Raw genomic sequence first — 15,931 nt, 5'->3', positions numbered from 1 at the left:
AATTACTCGCCAGGGGTTGCGTCATTGGTGCAGTCGGGTTTGCCGGCTGCATATTTAAGGCTTGGATCGACCATGGCTTCAAAGTGCTTGAGCGCTTCGGAGCCGATCAGAAGCGGGTATTGGAATGCGCTTCGGTCGGTCAAGTTCACTTCGATCGTGCGCAGGGTCTTGCCCATGCACAGTTCAAGGTCGATTACCGGGCGTGCCGTGTAGGTCTTGCCTTCATCGGGGTCGAAGTCGCCAGCACGGCGTTTGATCTTGCTGATACGCGCCAGCGGACGCTCTATGGTGCGCTCGTGGGCATCGTCTATGGCCAGCACGAAACGCACCCAGGTTTCTCCGTCACGCTTGAAACGTTTGATATCGCGGGCGCTCAAGGACGCAGTTTTGGCACCGGTATCGAGTTTGGCGGCTACCTGCAGGTCCAGTTCTTCTAAGTGGATATATTCGTTCAGACCATAGATTGCCTTGCCCATGGCCAGAGTCGGGCAGGACAAGGTCAGCAGGCAGATCAGCAAAGAGAAGGATTTCAGTCTCATGTGTCCTTGAGAAGGTATTGCCAGGGGCGGGATGGAGGGCCGCATCTGGCGGCATCCTGCCATACAACTATTTGCCATGAAGTCTAGCAGGCATGGCAAGAGGCGATGGCTGGGCGTGAACGGGCGGATTCTAACATGGGGATTTTCCGTGCTGACAGACGCTTATGTAGCTTTCTGAAAGTAGAGTTGCGGCTTGCTTGGCTGGGTAATCCCGATGCATTGTCGACAATACTTTGGTCTGCTTTGACGTATTCAGCTTTAGAGCGTAGTTTTAGCCTCAGTAAAAGCCATTGGTGTCGACAATCGTGCTGCTCGAATCGGATGTATCCACAGTGTCGCAGGTGGATTCGGAAACGCTTTCCGAACATGTCTTTCGCCTTATCCAGGCGGCCATCGTCAAGGGCGAGATCGCTCCGGGCAGCAAGATCTCCGAGCCCGAGCTGGCGCGCACCTATGGCATCAGTCGTGGCCCGCTACGCGAAGCCATTCACCGTCTGGAAGGGCAGAAGCTACTGGTGCGAGTGCCGCATGTGGGCGCGCGCGTGGTGTCGCTCAGTCATGCCGAGTTGGTCGAGCTGTACGAGATTCGCGAGTCGCTCGAAGGCATGGCTTGCCGCCTGGCCGCCGAGCGCATGACCCAGCATGAGATCGACGAACTGCGCCGGGTGCTGGAGCTGCACGAGCAGGACGCCGCCTTCAAGGCCGGTGTCGGCTATTACCAGCAGGAAGGCGACTTCGACTTCCACTACCGAATCATCCAGGGCAGCGGTAACCGTACCCTGGCCAAGCTGTTGTGCGACGAGCTGTACCAGCTGGTGCGCATGTACCGCCTGCAGTTCTCCGCTACGCCCAATCGGCCGCACCAGGCCTTCGCCGAGCATCACCGCATTCTCGATGCCATCGAAGGCCGTGACGGCGAACTGGCCGAATTGCTGATGCGCCGCCACATCGGCGCCTCCAAGCGCAATATCGAGCGCCACTACGTTTCCCAAAGCGGACAGGAAGCGCTCGCCACTTCATCCAAGACCCGAGGTGATTCATGACCCAGCTTTCCGCCGGCCAGCGTTTCCGCCAGGCCCTCGCCGAAGAAAGTCCTCTGCAGGTGATCGGTGCGATCAATGCCAATCATGCCCTGCTGGCCAAGCGCGCCGGTTTCCGCGCCATCTATCTCTCCGGTGGCGGCGTGGCGGCTGGCTCGCTCGGCCTGCCGGACCTGGGCATCAACACCCTGGATGATGTGCTCACCGACGTGCGCCGCATCACCGATGTCTGTGACCTGCCGCTGCTGGTGGACATCGACACCGGCTTCGGCCCCAGCGCCTTCAATATCGAGCGCACCATCAAGAACCTGATCAAGGCCGGCGCCGCTGCCGCGCACATCGAAGATCAGGTCGGCGCCAAGCGCTGCGGCCATCGTCCGGGCAAGGAGATCGTCTCCTGCGAGGAGATGGTCGACCGCGTGAAGGCCGCCGCCGATGCCAAGACCGACCCGGACTTCTTCCTCATCGCCCGCACCGACGCCATCCAGGCCGAGGGCGTCGATGCCGCCATTGAACGCTGCAAGCGCTACGTCGAAGCTGGAGCCGATGGCATCTTCGCCGAGGCTGCCTACGACCTGCCGACCTACGCGCGTTTCGTCAAGGAGCTGAACGTGCCGGTGCTGGCCAACATCACCGAATTCGGTGCCACGCCGCTGTTCACCCGTGACGAGCTGGCCTCGGTCGGCGTGGCCATCCAGCTCTACCCGCTGTCGGCCTTTCGCGCGGCGAACAAGGCGGCGGAAAGTGTCTACACCTCGATCCGCCAGAACGGCCACCAGAAGGATGTGATCGAGCTGATGCAGACTCGTGCCGAACTCTACGACCGCATCGGCTATCACGCCTTCGAGCAGAAGCTCGATGCGCTGTTCGCCGCCAGCAAGAAGTAAGGCCGTAGCCAGGATGCAATCCGGGAATGGTTATCGTGGTTGTCGGATTGCCTCCGGGCCACGCGCGTAGCAAGTAGGGTGGGCTTCAGCCCACCGCATCAGCGCTGCTGGTGCGCTGATGCGGATCGCCGCCTGGCCCACCCTACCCAGAGCACAGCAGAACAAAAAGAGTCGAGGAGATAGCGATGAGCACCACCGAAACCACCACCCCCGGCTTCAAGCCGAAGAAATCCGTCGCCCTGAGCGGTACCGCCGCCGGCAACACCGCCCTGTGCACTGTTGGCCGCACCGGCAATGACCTGCACTACCGTGGCTATGACGTGCTCGATTTCGCCAACCGCTGCGAGTTCGAGGAGATCGCCCACCTGCTGGTGCACGGCAAGCTGCCCAATGTCGCCGAGCTGGCTGGCTACAAGGCCAAGCTCAAGGCCCTGCGCGGCCTGCCGGCCGGGGTCAAGGCGGCGCTTGAGCAACTGCCGCCCTCGGCGCACCCGATGGACGTGATGCGCACCGCCGTGTCCGTGCTCGGTTGTCTGGCGCCGGAGAAGGACGACCACAACCATCCGGGCGCCCGCGATATCGCCGACAAACTCATGGCCTCCCTGGGCTCTGCTTTGCTGTACTGGTACCACTACAGTCACAACGGCAAGCGCATCGACGTCGAAACCGACGACGACTCCATCGGTGGTCACTTCCTGCACCTGCTGCATGGCGAGAAGCCGCGCGAGTCCTGGGTACGCGCCATGCACACCTCGCTGAACCTGTATGCCGAGCACGAATTCAATGCCTCCACTTTCACCTCGCGGGTGATCGCCGGCACTGGCTCCGACCTGTTTTCTTGCATCGCCGGCGCCATCGGTGCGTTGCGCGGACCGAAACACGGCGGCGCCAACGAGGTGGCCTTCGAAGTGCAGAAGCGCTACGACAGCCCGGACGAGGCCGAGGCCGACATTCGTGAGCGGGTAGGGCGCAAGGAAGTGGTGATCGGCTTCGGTCATCCGGTCTACACCGTCAGCGACCCGCGCAACAAGGTGATCAAGGAAGTGGCTCGCGAGCTGTCCGTGGAGCAGGGCAACACCAAGATGTATGACATTGCCGAGCGCCTGGAGAGTGTCATGTGGGACATCAAGAAGATGTTCCCCAACCTCGATTGGTTCAGTGCCGTGAGCTACCACATGATGGGCGTGCCCACCGCCATGTTCACTCCGCTGTTCGTCATCGCCCGCACCGCCGGCTGGTCGGCGCACGTCATCGAGCAACGCATCGACGGCAAGATCATCCGCCCGAGCGCCAACTACACAGGCCCCGAAGACCTGAAGTTCGTGCCGCTCGAGGAGCGCAAATAACCATGAATGACACCCTGAATAGCCAATACCGCAAGCGCCTGCCTGGCACCGCGCTGGATTACTTCGACGCCCGCGAGGCGGTCGAGGCGATCCAGAGTGGCGCCTGGAGCAAGCTGCCCTACACCTCGCGCGTGCTGGCAGAGCAGCTGGTGCGCCGCTGCGATCCGCAGGATCTGACTGCCTCGCTGGAGCAACTGGTCCATCGCAAGCGCGACCTGGACTTTCCCTGGTACCCAGCGCGCGTGGTCTGCCATGACATCCTTGGCCAGACCGCGCTGGTCGACCTGGCCGGCCTGCGTGATGCCATCGCCGAGCAGGGCGGTGACCCGGCCAAGGTCAATCCGGTGGTGCCGACTCAGTTGATCGTCGACCACTCCCTGGCCGTCGAGGCGCCGGGCTTCGACCCGGACGCCTTCGAGAAGAACCGCGCCATCGAGGATCGTCGCAACGAGGACCGCTTCCACTTCATTGACTGGACCAAGACCGCGTTCAAGAACGTCGATGTGATCCCGGCTGGCAACGGCATCATGCACCAGATCAACCTGGAGAAAATGAGCCCGGTGATCCAGGCACGCGGTGGCGTGGCGTTCCCCGACACCTGTGTTGGCACTGACTCGCACACGCCGCACGTGGACGCGCTTGGCGTGATCGCCATCGGTGTCGGCGGCCTGGAAGCCGAGACCGTGATGCTCGGCCATCCGTCGATGATGCGCCTGCCTGATATCGTCGGCGTCGAGCTGACCGGCAAGCGCCAACCCGGCATCACCGCCACCGACATCGTCCTGGCCATCACCGAGTTCCTGCGCAAGGAAAGGGTCGTGGGCGCCTGGGTCGAGTTCTTCGGCGAAGGGGCGGACAGCCTGTCCATCGGCGATCGCGCGACCATCTCCAACATGTGCCCGGAATACGGTGCTACCGCCTCGATGTTCTACATCGACGGCCAGACCATCGACTACCTCAAGCTCACCGGTCGCGAGCCGGAGCAGGTCGCATTGGTTGAGAACTACGCCAAGACCCTCGGCCTGTGGAGCGACGCGCTGAAAACCGCCGAGTACGAGCGTGTGCTGCGCTTCGACCTGGGCAGCGTCGTGCGCAACATGGCCGGCCCGAGCAACCCGCATCGCCGCCTGCCCACTTCTGCGCTGGCCGAGCGCGGCATCGCTGATGAGGCCAAGCTGCAAGCCGGCAAGGGCGAGGAAGCCCAGGGGCTGATGCCCGATGGCGCGGTGATCATCGCCGCCATCACCAGTTGCACCAATACCTCCAACCCGCGCAACGTCATCGCCGCCGGGCTGGTGGCGAAGAAGGCCAACGCGCTGGGCCTGGTGCGCAAGCCTTGGGTCAAGACCTCCTTCGCTCCTGGTTCGAAGGTCGCCAAGCTGTACCTGGAAGAGGCTGGCCTGCTGCAGGAGCTGGAGCAACTCGGCTTCGGCATCGTCGCCTACGCCTGCACCACCTGTAACGGCATGTCCGGCGCGCTCGATCCTGTGATCCAGAAGGAAATCATCGACCGCGACCTGTATGCCACCGCCGTACTCTCCGGCAACCGCAACTTCGACGGGCGCATTCATCCTTACGCCAAGCAGGCCTTCCTGGCTTCGCCGCCGCTGGTGGTGGCCTATGCGATTGCCGGCACCGTGCGCTTCGATATCGAGCAGGATGTGTTGGGCACCGACACTGCCGGCAATCCGGTCACGCTCAAGGATCTGTGGCCGAGCGACGAGGAGATCGACGCCATAGTCGCTGCGTCGGTCAAGCCCGAGCAGTTCAAACAGATCTATATCCCCATGTTCGATCTGGGCAGTGTGCAGGAAGCGGAAAGCCCGCTGTACGACTGGCGGCCGATGTCCACCTACATCCGCCGTCCGCCGTACTGGGAAGGCGCGCTGGCCGGTGAGCGTACGCTCAAGGGCATGCGCCCGCTGGCGATCCTGCCGGACAACATCACCACCGACCACCTGTCGCCGTCCAACGCCATTCTCGCGGACTCGGCCGCCGGTGAGTACCTGGCGAAAATGGGCCTGCCGGAAGAGGACTTCAACTCTTACGCGACTCACCGGGGCGACCATTTGACCGCACAGCGCGCCACCTTCGCCAACCCGCAACTGGTCAACGAAATGGCCGTGGTCGACGGGCAAGTGAGGAAGGGTTCGCTGGCCCGTGTCGAGCCCGAGGGCCAGGTGATGCGCATGTGGGAGGCCATCGAGACCTACATGAACCGCAAGCAGAACCTGATCATCGTCGCCGGCGCCGACTACGGCCAGGGTTCGTCGCGCGACTGGGCAGCCAAGGGCGTGCGCCTGGCAGGCGTGGAAGTGATCGTCGCCGAAGGCTTCGAGCGCATCCACCGCACCAACCTGGTGGGCATGGGGGTGTTGCCGGTGGAGTTCAAGCCAGGCACCACGCGCCTGACCCTGGGCCTGGATGGCACCGAAACCTATGACGTCGAGGGCGAGATTTCGCCGCGCTGCGACCTGACCCTGGTGGTCAATCGCCGCAACGGCGAGGTGCTGCGCGTATCGGTGACCTGCCGCCTGGACACTGCGGCCGACGTCAGCGTGTACAAGGCCGGCGGTGTACTGCAGCGCTTCGCCAAGGACTTCCTCGAAGGCGCGGTGGCTTAATGGCGTGGTCTACTCCCTCTCCCATTCATGGGAGAGGGCTGGGGATAGGGTGGTGCAGGCGGCTCGGTATTGTCTGATAGACCCTCTCCCCCGGCCCCTCTCCCGCAAGCGGGAGAGGGGAGACAAGCGCGTAGCCCGGATGAAATCCGGGGCAAGGCTAAATGATTCGATCCCGGATTGCATCCGGGCTACTTTTTCAGGACTGCAGCTATGGCTTATCTGCCGCAAGTTAAAATCCCTGCCACCTACATGCGTGGTGGTACCAGCAAGGGTGTGTTCTTCCGTTTGCAGGATCTGCCTGAGCGTTGCCAGGTGCCGGGTGAGGCGCGCGACAGGCTGTTCATGCGCGTGATCGGCAGCCCCGATCCGTACTCGGCGCAGATCGACGGCATGGGCGGCGCCACTTCGAGCACCTCCAAATGCGTGATTCTGTCGAGAAGCAGCCAGCCTGATCACGATGTCGACTACCTCTACGGTCAGGTCTCCATCGACAAGGCCTTTGTCGACTGGAGCGGCAACTGCGGCAACCTGTCCACCGCGGCTGGCGCTTTCGCCATTCATGCCGGCCTGGTCGATCCTGCGCGGATTCCCGACAACGGCTCCTGCGTGGTGCGCATCTGGCAGGCCAATATCCGGAAAACCATCATCGCCCATGTGCCGATCAGCAACGGGCAGGTGCAGGAAACCGGCGACTTCGAACTCGATGGCGTGACCTTTCCAGCTGCGGAGATCGTGCTGGAGTTCCTCGATCCGTCCGACGATGGCGAGGAGGGAGGTTCGATGTTCCCCACCGGCAACCTGGTCGATGACCTCGAAGTGCCGGCTGATGTTGTAGAGGGGGGCACTTTGAAGGCGACGATGATCACCGCCGGCATCCCGACGATTTTCGTCAATGCCGAGGACATCGGTTACCAGGGCACCGAACTGCGCGAAGCCATCAATGGCGACCCGGCGCAACTGGCGCGTTTCGAGCAGATCCGCGTTGCCGGTGCGCTGCGCATGGGGCTGATCAAAACGGCCGAGGAGGCTGCGACACGTCAGCACACCCCGAAGATCGCCTTCGTCAGTCCTCCCAAGGACTATCGCACCTCCAGCGGCAAGGAGGTCAAGGCCGGCGAGGTCGATTTGCTGGTGCGCGCGCTGTCGATGGGCAAGCTCCACCACGCGATGATGGGCACCTGCGCCGTGGCCATTGGCACGGCGGCGGCGATTCCGGGCACGCTGGTCAACCTGGCCGCTGGTGGCGGCGAGCGTGAGGCAGTGCGTTTCGGCCATCCATCCGGCACCTTGCGCGTGGGTGCTCAGGCCAAACGGGTCGACGGCCAATGGACAGTGACCAAGGCCGTGATGAGCCGCAGCGCGCGCATCCTGATGGAAGGCTGGGTGCGGATTCCGGGTGAGAGTTTCTGAATCCCTAAGCTAGAAAAGGCTCGAAGTTGTGAGCCTTTTCTCTTTTAAAACAGATGGTTGAGAGATTTACTTAAGGCGGCGTTCAACACCTTTTTCCACCAGGATCTTGGCCGAAATTTCCTCGACCGAGAAATGCGTGGAGTTGATGAAGGCAATATTTTCGCGGCGGAACAGGCCTTCCACCTCGCGGACTTCGAACTCGCACTGGGCGAAGCTGGCGTAGCGGCTGTTGGGCTTGCGCTCGTGGCGGATGGCGGTGAGGCGATCCGGGTCGATGGTCAGGCCGAACAGTTTGTCGCGGTACTTTTTCAGTGAGTCTGGGAGCTGCAGGCGCTCCATGTCGTCTTCGGTCAGCGGGTAGTTGGCGGCGCGGATGCCGTATTGCATGGCCATGTACAGACAGGTAGGCGTCTTGCCGCAGCGCGACACGCCGACCAGGATCAGGTCGGCCTTGTCGTAATAATGGGTGCGAGCGCCATCATCGTTGTCGAGGGCGAAGTTGACCGCCTCGATGCGCTCCATGTAGTTGGAGTGCTGGCCGATGGAGTGCGACTTGCCGACCGAGTAGGAGGAGTGCGAGCTCAGCTCCTGCTCCAGTGGCGACAGGAAGGTCGAGAAAATATCGATCATGAAACCATTGGCGGTATCGAGGATCGCACGAATATCGCGGTTGACGATGGTGTCGAAGATGATCGGACGGGCGCCGTCCCTTTCAGCGGCTGCATCGATTTGTTGTACCATGGCGCGCGCTTTTTCGATGCTGTCGATATAAGGGCGTGTCAGTTTGGTGAACTGAATGTTCTCGAACTGTGCGAGCAGGCTCTGGCCCAAGGTTTCGGCCGTGATGCCGGTGCCGTCGGAGATGAAGAAAGCGGTTCGTTTCATTTGCGCCAAAGGCCTTAAGCTGAGTTCGATTCTTGGCTATGATAGGCCGCGTTTTGCGCCGGGCCCACCGGGTTCGGCATTGTTACTTATACAAGGGCAAGGCCACAATCGCGCGACCTCGGTCGTTCGACATTGCGCAGCCCACTGAGCTTTTCCAATACAGTTAGTGGAGAGATCACCTTGGTAGAGTACGTAGTTTCCCTCGATAAGCTCGGCAATCATGATGTTGAGCATGTGGGGGGCAAGAACGCATCCCTCGGCGAGATGATCAGTAACCTGGCCGGCGCCGGTGTCTCGGTTCCCGGTGGTTTCGCCACTACGGCTCAGGCCTACCGCGATTTTCTCGAGCAAAGCGGCCTGAATGCGCAGATCCACGCAGCGCTTGACGCGCTCGATGTCGATGACGTCAACGCCCTGGCCAAGACCGGTGCGCAGATTCGCCAGTGGGTAATGGACGCCGAGTTCCCGGCCGAGCTGGACAAGCAGATCCGCGAAGCCTTTGCCACCATGAGCGCCGGCAACGACAACATGGCCGTGGCCGTGCGTTCCTCCGCCACTGCCGAAGACCTGCCGGACGCTTCCTTTGCCGGCCAGCAGGAAACCTTCCTCAATATCCGCGGCGTGGACAACGTGATTCGCGCTGCCAAGGAAGTCTTCGCTTCCCTGTTCAACGACCGTGCCATCGCTTACCGCGTGCACCAGGGCTTCGACCACAAGCTGGTCGCCCTGTCTGCCGGCGTGCAGCGCATGGTGCGTTCGGAAACCGGTACCGCCGGTGTGATGTTCACCCTGGACACCGAGTCCGGCTTCCGTGACGTCGTGTTCATCACCGGCGCTTACGGTCTCGGTGAGACCGTCGTTCAGGGCGCGGTGAACCCTGACGAGTTCTACGTGCACAAGCCAACTCTGGAAGCCGGCCGTCCGGCGATCCTGCGCCGCAACCTGGGCAGCAAGGCGATCAAGATGATCTACGGCGACGAAGCCAAGGCGGGTCGCTCGGTGAAAACCGTAGAAGTCGATCGCGCCGAGCGCGCGCGCTTCTGCATCACCGACGCCGAGGTCAGCGAGTTGGCCAGGCAGGCGCTGATCATCGAGAAACATTACGGTCGTCCGATGGACATCGAATGGGCCAAGGACGGTGACGACGGCAAGCTGTACATCGTGCAGGCTCGCCCGGAAACCGTCAAAAGCCGCGCCAGCGCCACCGTGATGGAGCGCTACCTGCTGAAAGAGAAAGGCACCGTGCTGGTCGAAGGCCGCGCCATCGGTCAGCGCATCGGCGCCGGCAAGGTACGCGTGATTCATGACGTATCCGAAATGGACAAGGTGCAGCCGGGCGATGTGCTGGTCTCCGACATGACCGACCCGGACTGGGAGCCGGTGATGAAGCGCGCCAGCGCCATCGTCACCAACCGCGGCGGCCGCACCTGTCACGCGGCGATCATCGCTCGTGAGCTGGGCATTCCGGCCGTGGTCGGTTGCGGCAACGCCACCCAGATGCTGAAGGATGGCCAGGGCGTTACCGTATCCTGCGCCGAAGGCGATACCGGTTTTATCTTCGAGGGCGAGCTGGGCTTCGACATCCGCAAGAACTCGGTCGACGCCATGCCGGATCTGCCGTTCAAGATCATGATGAACGTCGGCAACCCGGATCGCGCTTTCGATTTCGCTCAACTGCCGAACGAAGGCGTAGGCCTGGCCCGCCTGGAATTCATCATCAACCGCATGATCGGCGTGCACCCGAAAGCGTTGCTGAACTTCTCCAGCCTGCCGCCGGAGATCAAGGACAGCGTTGAGAAGCGCATCGCCGGTTACGGTGATCCGGTCGATTTCTACGTCGAGAAGCTGGTCGAGGGTATCAGCACCCTGGCCGCAGCCTTCTGGCCGAAGAAAGTCATCGTGCGCCTGTCGGACTTCAAGTCCAACGAATACGCCAACCTGATCGGCGGCAAGCTGTACGAGCCGGAAGAAGAGAACCCGATGCTGGGCTTCCGTGGTGCGTCGCGCTATATCAGCGAATCCTTCCGCGACTGCTTCGAGCTGGAATGCCGCGCACTGAAGAAGGTGCGCAACGAGATGGGGCTGACCAACGTCGAGATCATGGTGCCGTTCGTGCGCACCCTGGGCGAGGCATCGCAAGTGGTCGAGTTGCTGGCCAGCAATGGTCTGGCCCGCGGTCAGGATGGCCTGAAAGTCATCATGATGTGCGAGCTGCCGTCCAACGCCATCCTGGCTGAGGAGTTCCTCGAGTTCTTCGATGGCTTCTCCATCGGCTCCAACGACCTGACCCAGTTGACCCTGGGCCTGGATCGTGACTCCGGTATCGTCGCTCACCTGTTCGACGAGCGTAACCCTGCGGTGAAGAAGCTGCTGGCCAATGCCATCTCCGCCTGCAACAAGGCTGGCAAGTACATCGGTATCTGCGGCCAGGGTCCGTCGGACCACCCGGATCTGGCCAAGTGGCTGATGGAGCAGGGCATCGAGAGCGTGTCGCTGAACCCTGACTCGGTACTCGATACCTGGTTCTTCCTGGCTGAGACTCAGCCTGCCTGAGGTCTGTGATCGATCCAGAAAGGGCGGGTTGATCCCGCCCTTTTTGGTGTCCATCGCGTTTTGCCGGTCATTCCAAGCCGTCGCCAGCGATATGCAATATCGCTCCCGGCGGTTTTTTATGCGTGTCGTTATTCTTTTATGGCGTCTCGCCAGTGCGGTCATCTGATCCATGCAAAGCAGTAGTGAGCTTTTCCCCGTTTCCCTGATGAGCGCCGAACTGCGCGGCGACCTCAGCGAAGACGTCTATCTTCTCAAACCCAACAACAGCCCTGACTCCAGTGTAGAGCTGGCATTGACCCGGCTCGGCCGCGCAGGCTCAGAAGGCGAGCGTGGCGTGCCCGTGGTATTGCTGCATGGCAGCTTTTCCAATCGGCGCTTCTGGTATTCGCCCAAGGGCATTGGCCTGGGGCCTTACCTGGCGCGCGCGGGGTTCGATGTGTGGATCGCCGAAATGCGCGGCCACGGCCTGTCGCCGCGCAACGAAAACTATCGAGACAACCACGTGGCGCAGTACGTGCGTCATGACCTGCCAGTCATTGCTGATTTCATCATCGAGCAGACCGGGCAAGCCGCGCACTGGATCGGCCATTCCCTCGGCGGAGTGACGCTGGCGGCAGCGCTGGGGGGGGGTTATCTCGAGGCGTCGCGTGTGCGTTCGGCGGCATTGTTCGGCAGCCAGGTCAGTCGAATCTATTGGCCGCTCAAGCTGCCGCCGGTGGAGTGGGGCGGTCGTCTGCTGTTGCGTGCCTTTCCCTACCTGTCCGGGCGCCGGCTGAAGCGCGGTCCCGAAGACGAGCCGGCCGGCCTGGCACTGGAAACCCTGCGCTGGCTCGGGCTCTTCGGGCGTTTCGGCGATGCTGATCAGGATTGGTGGGCAGGCCTGACTCAGGTGCGCGTGCCGATTCTGGCGGTAGGGGCGGCAGCCGATCATCAGGACCCTGCCTGGGCCTGTCGCAAGCTGCTGGAGCAGTGCAGTGCCGCGCCGTCGCAGTTCTTGCTGCTGGGTAAGGAGAACGGCTTCTCCAGCGACTTCGGGCATATCGAAATGCTGGTCAGCAAGGAGGCGCAGCGCGAGGTGTGGCCCTTGACCGAATATTGGTTGCAGCATCTGCAACTGCCTGCCGGTTTTGCCGAGCAGGCGTCTGCTATAGGTTCTTGAGTCGCTGCTTGAGATTGTCCCGGCCGTTTCTTCGGCACGGGCTTGGCGGTAAGATGTGACGCATCATCTTTGGGTGGTCATTTCGGGCTCATCTACGTGCTCGTCGTTCATTTCGGGCGATAGCTCGATGCTGAATTGTCCCGCCTCAAGCAGGTCCATGAAGGTGGCTGCCTTCTCATCCATTGTCGAAAGGAGTTCTGTCATGCACTACATCACCCCCGATCTGTGCGATGCCTATCCTGAACTGGTTCAGGTCGTCGAGCCGATGTTCGCCAACTACGGCGGCCGCGATTCTTTCGGCGGTCAGATCGTCACCATCAAGTGCCATGAGGACAACTCGCTGGTGAAGGAGCAGGTCGACCTGCCTGGTCAGGGCAAGGTCCTGGTCGTGGATGGCGGCGGCTCCCTGCGCCGTGCTCTGCTCGGTGACATGCTGGCCGAGAAGGCTGCCAAAAACGGTTGGGAAGGCATCGTGGTATATGGCTGCATCCGTGACGTCGACGTCATCGCGCAGACCGATCTGGGCGTACAGGCGCTGGCCAGCCATCCGATGAAGACCGACAAGCGCGGCATTGGCGATCTGAATGTGCCCGTCAGCTTTGGCGGCGTGACCTTTAAACCGGGCGATTACCTGTACGCCGACAACAACGGCATCATCGTTTCTCCGCAAGCTCTGAGCATGCCGGAATAAGCCTATGCAGGATCAGGATTCGGCGTTGCTGCATGCCTTCGTGCTCGATGGTCGGGGTGGTGCACGCAGCATCACTCGCCACGAACTGGATAACCTGCAGCTGAGCGAGCAGGAAAGCCTGTGGCTGCACTGGGATCGCGCCCAGGAGCAGTCTCAGCGCTGGTTGCGTGAGCACAGCGGGCTGGATGAGTTCAGCTGCAACCTGCTGCTCGAGGAAAACACCCGACCGCGTCTGTTACCCCTGCCCAATGATGAGATGCTGTTGTTCCTGCGCGGAGTCAACCGCAATCCCGGTGCCGAGCCGGAAGACATGGTGTCGGTGCGTATCTTCGCTGATGCCCGGCGGGTGATCTCCCTGCGTCAGCGTCCGTTGCTCGCGACCGACGCACTGATTACCGACCTGCTGGCGGGCAAGGGACCGAAGACGGCATCCGAACTGCTCCTGGAGCTCGCCCGCCATCTCACCAGTCGCGTTGATGATCTGATCGCCGAATTGAGCGAGCAGCTCGACGGTGAGGAGGATGGCCTCGACGGCGATGAGCGTTATCGTCCCGACCATGGCCTGATGTTGCAGGTACGTCGGCGTGCGGCCAGCTTGCGTCGGTTTCTCGCCCCGCAACGCGATCTCTATGCGCAACTGGTGCGTAATCGACAGCCCTGGTTCGTCGAGGATGACGGTGACTACTGGAACGAGCTGAACAACCGCCTGACCCGCTATCTGGAAGAGCTGGAACTGATTCGCGAGCGCGTCGGCCTGGTGCTGGAGGCGGAAAGCCGGCGTCTCGGTGAGCGCATGAATCGCATCATGTATCGCTTCACCGTGATCACCGGCATGTTCCTGCCGCTGACCTTCCTCACGGGGCTTCTTGGCATCAATGTCGGCGGGATTCCGGGCTCGGAAAGCCCGATCGGCTTCTTTATCGCCTGCGGGCTCATGGTCCTTCTGGCACTGGGCCAACTACTGCTTTTTCGCCGCTGGCGTTGGCTGTGATGTGTGACTCATCCGCTCGCTACTGCGTCTAGCCGTGACATCCCGTGAGGTGCGCATGCACGATCCATTTGAAGAGTCTCTACGCGATTTGCTCAAGTCCTCGCCGTCCAGCCATGACGACGATGCTTGCCTGCACCGGGTTCTCAAGACCGCCAACCGCCAGGTCGGTGCTGGTGACCTGTTCAGCCTGATAGGCCACTGGGCGCAGGCCCTGATGATCGCCCTGAACAACGGTTCGGCGCATGTCGCGCCGGTTTCGCGCCGTACCCAATCCTCTGCTTCTGCTGATAAGGCCGACTGAAATGGAACTCGATCCCTGGACCCAAAGCCTGATCTCCGCGATGACCGCATTGTGGACCAAGGTTGCCGGATTCATTCCCAACCTGTTCGTTGCACTGGTGTTGGTACTGCTTGGTTTCGTCGTGGCCAAGTTGCTCGACACGCTGCTGTCCAAGCTGCTCGGCAAGGTTGGTCTGGATCGCCTGATGACGGGGACCGGTCTGACCAAGTTGCTGGCACGCGTTGGCATTCACGCACCGGTATCGACCCTGATCGGCAAGATCGTCTATTGGTTCGTGCTCCTGATCTTCCTGGTTTCTGCCGCTGAATCGCTTGGTCTGCAACGGGTTTCCGCGACCCTCGACGTGCTGGCGCTGTACCTGCCAAAAGTTTTCGGCGCCGCCTTGGTGTTGCTTGCCGGTGTGCTACTGGCGCAACTGGTCAGCAGCCTGGTGCGTGGCGCCGCCGAGGGCGTCGGCCTGGAGTATGCCAACGGGTTGGGGCGGGTCGCGCAAGGCCTGGTGATCATCATCAGCATCTCGGTGGCCATCGGCCAGCTTGAGATCAAGACCGACCTGCTCAACAACGTGATCGCCATCGTGCTGATCTCCGTTGGTCTGGCGGTCGCGCTGGCATTGGGCCTGGGTAGTCGCGATATCGCCAGCCAGATTCTCGCTGGCATTTATGTGCGCGAGCTGTATCAGGTCGGGCAACAAGTGCAGGTTGGTGAGGTCGAAGGGCAGATTGAAGAGATCGGCACAGTGAAAACCACCCTGTTGACCGATACCGGTGAGCTGGTATCGGTGGCAAATCGAGTGATGCTCGAGCAACGCGTGAACAGTCGCTGACGCCAATCTGTTATTTTATGCCGCTGCCCGGCAGGCGTGACCTGCCGGGCGCTTTTCGTCCTGACTGTCGGCCCGACTCGTTTTGAACAAAGCCCAGCCCTTGCCCACGCGCTACGACCCCCGCGAGCTCACTGATGAAGAGCTGGTGGCGCGCGCCCACGACGAGCTGTTTCATATAACTCGTGCTTATGAAGAGCTGATGAGGCGCTACCAGCGAACATTATTTAACGTGTGCGCGCGTTATTTGGGGAACGAAAGGGATGCTGATGATGTCTGTCAGGAGGTGATGCTCAAAGTTCTCTATGGCCTCAAGAACTTCGAGGGTAAATCCAAGTTCAAAACTTGGCTCTACAGCATCACCTACAACGAATGCATTACTCAGTATCGAAAAGAGCGGCGAAAGCGTCGATTGGTTGACGCCTTAAGTTTGGACCCGCTCGAAGAGGCTTCCGACGATAAGACACCCAAAGTCGAGGAGCGAGGCGGTCTGGATCGCTGGTTGGTTCACGTCAACCCGATCGATCGCGAGATTCTGGTGCTACGTTTTGTCGCAGAGCTCGAGTTTCAAGAGATTGCCGACATCATGCACATGGGCTTGAGCGCAACGAAAATGCGCTACAAGCGAGCATTGGATCGGTTGCGGGATAAATTTTCGGAAAATTCCGAAACTTAGTTCAGC

Annotated in this window: 16 protein-coding genes; 12 read left to right on the top strand and 4 right to left on the bottom strand. The window is 61.3% G+C overall.

The annotated features are described in order from the left end of the window. Nucleotides 1-2: 2 nt before the first annotated feature. Nucleotides 3-539 carry an ATP-dependent zinc protease gene (locus INS93_RS07180; protein WP_192980997.1) on the bottom strand — a complete coding sequence of 179 codons (537 nt, stop codon included), beginning with the start codon at nucleotides 537-539 and terminating at the stop codon, nucleotides 3-5. 305 nt (nucleotides 540-844) lie between these two features. On the opposite strand from INS93_RS07180, the gene INS93_RS07175 reads away from it, so the two are divergent. The 5 genes from INS93_RS07175 to prpF all read left to right on the top strand — a co-directional run bounded on the left by INS93_RS07175 (nucleotide 845) and on the right by prpF (nucleotide 7,846). Then, nucleotides 845-1,582, top strand: a complete 738-nt coding sequence (locus INS93_RS07175; RefSeq protein ID WP_192980844.1) for a GntR family transcriptional regulator — start codon at nucleotides 845-847, stop codon at nucleotides 1,580-1,582. Further along, the gene (prpB, locus tag INS93_RS07170; protein WP_160017983.1) at nucleotides 1,579-2,466 is read left to right on the top strand and encodes a methylisocitrate lyase; all 888 of its coding nucleotides are present in this window, start codon (nucleotides 1,579-1,581) and stop codon (nucleotides 2,464-2,466) included. The genes INS93_RS07175 and prpB overlap by 4 nt, the downstream gene beginning before the upstream one ends. A gap of 185 nt (nucleotides 2,467-2,651) precedes the next feature. After that, nucleotides 2,652-3,812, top strand: a complete 1,161-nt coding sequence (prpC, locus tag INS93_RS07165; protein ID WP_192980843.1) for a bifunctional 2-methylcitrate synthase/citrate synthase — start codon at nucleotides 2,652-2,654, stop codon at nucleotides 3,810-3,812. A 14-nt stretch (nucleotides 3,813-3,826) separates the two neighbouring features. Next, on the top strand, nucleotides 3,827-6,436 hold the full coding sequence (acnD, locus tag INS93_RS07160; RefSeq protein ID WP_192980996.1) for a Fe/S-dependent 2-methylisocitrate dehydratase AcnD: 2,610 nt from the start codon (nucleotides 3,827-3,829) through the stop codon (nucleotides 6,434-6,436). 210 nt (nucleotides 6,437-6,646) lie between these two features. After that, nucleotides 6,647-7,846: a 2-methylaconitate cis-trans isomerase PrpF gene (prpF, locus tag INS93_RS07155; RefSeq protein WP_192980842.1), complete on the top strand. Its 1,200-nt coding sequence runs from the start codon at nucleotides 6,647-6,649 to the stop codon at nucleotides 7,844-7,846. Between the two features lie 66 nt (nucleotides 7,847-7,912). Here prpF and ppsR read toward each other — a convergent pair whose 3' ends face one another. Beyond that, nucleotides 7,913-8,731: a pyruvate, water dikinase regulatory protein gene (ppsR, locus tag INS93_RS07150; RefSeq protein ID WP_017676811.1), complete on the bottom strand. Its 819-nt coding sequence runs from the start codon at nucleotides 8,729-8,731 to the stop codon at nucleotides 7,913-7,915. Nucleotides 8,732-8,767: 36 nt separating this feature from the next. Next, on the bottom strand, nucleotides 8,768-8,965 hold the full coding sequence (locus INS93_RS24665) for a hypothetical protein (protein WP_226945369.1): 198 nt from the start codon (nucleotides 8,963-8,965) through the stop codon (nucleotides 8,768-8,770). On the opposite strand from INS93_RS24665, the gene ppsA reads away from it, so the two are divergent. Further along, nucleotides 8,912-11,284 (top strand): phosphoenolpyruvate synthase, encoded by a 2,373-nt coding sequence (gene ppsA / locus INS93_RS07145; protein ID WP_192980841.1) that lies wholly within the window; start codon nucleotides 8,912-8,914, stop codon nucleotides 11,282-11,284. The genes INS93_RS24665 and ppsA overlap by 54 nt on opposite strands. Before the next feature lie 169 nt (nucleotides 11,285-11,453). Beyond that, on the top strand, nucleotides 11,454-12,443 hold the full coding sequence (locus INS93_RS07140; protein WP_192980840.1) for an alpha/beta fold hydrolase: 990 nt from the start codon (nucleotides 11,454-11,456) through the stop codon (nucleotides 12,441-12,443). 63 nt (nucleotides 12,444-12,506) lie between these two features. On the opposite strand, the gene INS93_RS07135 is transcribed toward INS93_RS07140, so the two are convergent. Then, nucleotides 12,507-12,647, bottom strand: a complete 141-nt coding sequence (locus INS93_RS07135; RefSeq protein ID WP_160017989.1) for a hypothetical protein — start codon at nucleotides 12,645-12,647, stop codon at nucleotides 12,507-12,509. On the opposite strand from INS93_RS07135, the gene rraA reads away from it, so the two are divergent. The 5 genes from rraA to sigX all read left to right on the top strand — a co-directional run bounded on the left by rraA (nucleotide 12,646) and on the right by sigX (nucleotide 15,925). Then, a complete protein-coding gene (rraA, locus tag INS93_RS07130; protein WP_017676814.1) occupies nucleotides 12,646-13,134 on the top strand; it encodes a ribonuclease E activity regulator RraA in 489 nt (162 codons plus the stop codon). The genes INS93_RS07135 and rraA overlap by 2 nt on opposite strands. 4 nt (nucleotides 13,135-13,138) lie before the next feature. Then, nucleotides 13,139-14,125 carry a zinc transporter ZntB gene (locus INS93_RS07125; protein ID WP_192980839.1) on the top strand — a complete coding sequence of 329 codons (987 nt, stop codon included), beginning with the start codon at nucleotides 13,139-13,141 and terminating at the stop codon, nucleotides 14,123-14,125. A gap of 49 nt (nucleotides 14,126-14,174) precedes the next feature. Continuing rightward, nucleotides 14,175-14,426, top strand: coding sequence for a CrfX protein (locus INS93_RS07120; RefSeq protein WP_372241829.1), 252 nt, complete (start codon nucleotides 14,175-14,177; stop codon nucleotides 14,424-14,426). 1 nt (nucleotide 14,427) lies between these two features. Beyond that, the gene (locus INS93_RS07115) at nucleotides 14,428-15,252 is read left to right on the top strand and encodes a mechanosensitive ion channel family protein (RefSeq protein WP_017676817.1); all 825 of its coding nucleotides are present in this window, start codon (nucleotides 14,428-14,430) and stop codon (nucleotides 15,250-15,252) included. Nucleotides 15,253-15,334: 82 nt separating this feature from the next. After that, nucleotides 15,335-15,925, top strand: coding sequence for an RNA polymerase sigma factor SigX (gene sigX, locus INS93_RS07110; RefSeq protein ID WP_160017993.1), 591 nt, complete (start codon nucleotides 15,335-15,337; stop codon nucleotides 15,923-15,925). Nucleotides 15,926-15,931: the final 6 nt, after the last annotated feature.

This window comes from Pseudomonas sp. EggHat1 (assembly GCF_014892995.1).
Lineage (GTDB): Bacteria > Pseudomonadota > Gammaproteobacteria > Pseudomonadales > Pseudomonadaceae > Aquipseudomonas > Aquipseudomonas chaetocerotis.
Note: the sequence above shows the minus strand (reverse complement) of the source record. Positions and strands in the feature narration are given on the sequence as shown.

What these genes read in the sequence shown, in the direction of transcription:
- INS93_RS07180 (WP_192980997.1), bottom strand. Translation starts at nt 539, where the DNA reads ATGAGACTGAAATCCTTCTCTTTGCTGATCTGCCTGCTGACCTTGTCC.
- prpB (WP_160017983.1), top strand. Translation starts at nt 1,579, where the DNA reads ATGACCCAGCTTTCCGCCGGCCAGCGTTTCCGCCAGGCCCTCGCCGAA.
- prpC (WP_192980843.1), top strand. Translation starts at nt 2,652, where the DNA reads ATGAGCACCACCGAAACCACCACCCCCGGCTTCAAGCCGAAGAAATCC.
- prpF (WP_192980842.1), top strand. Translation starts at nt 6,647, where the DNA reads ATGGCTTATCTGCCGCAAGTTAAAATCCCTGCCACCTACATGCGTGGT.
- ppsR (WP_017676811.1), bottom strand. Translation starts at nt 8,731, where the DNA reads ATGAAACGAACCGCTTTCTTCATCTCCGACGGCACCGGCATCACGGCC.
- INS93_RS24665 (WP_226945369.1), bottom strand. Translation starts at nt 8,965, where the DNA reads ATGCTCAACATCATGATTGCCGAGCTTATCGAGGGAAACTACGTACTC.
- INS93_RS07140 (WP_192980840.1), top strand. Translation starts at nt 11,454, where the DNA reads ATGCAAAGCAGTAGTGAGCTTTTCCCCGTTTCCCTGATGAGCGCCGAA.
- rraA (WP_017676814.1), top strand. Translation starts at nt 12,646, where the DNA reads ATGCACTACATCACCCCCGATCTGTGCGATGCCTATCCTGAACTGGTT.
- INS93_RS07135 (WP_160017989.1), bottom strand. Translation starts at nt 12,647, where the DNA reads ATGACAGAACTCCTTTCGACAATGGATGAGAAGGCAGCCACCTTCATG.
- INS93_RS07125 (WP_192980839.1), top strand. Translation starts at nt 13,139, where the DNA reads ATGCAGGATCAGGATTCGGCGTTGCTGCATGCCTTCGTGCTCGATGGT.
- INS93_RS07115 (WP_017676817.1), top strand. Translation starts at nt 14,428, where the DNA reads ATGGAACTCGATCCCTGGACCCAAAGCCTGATCTCCGCGATGACCGCA.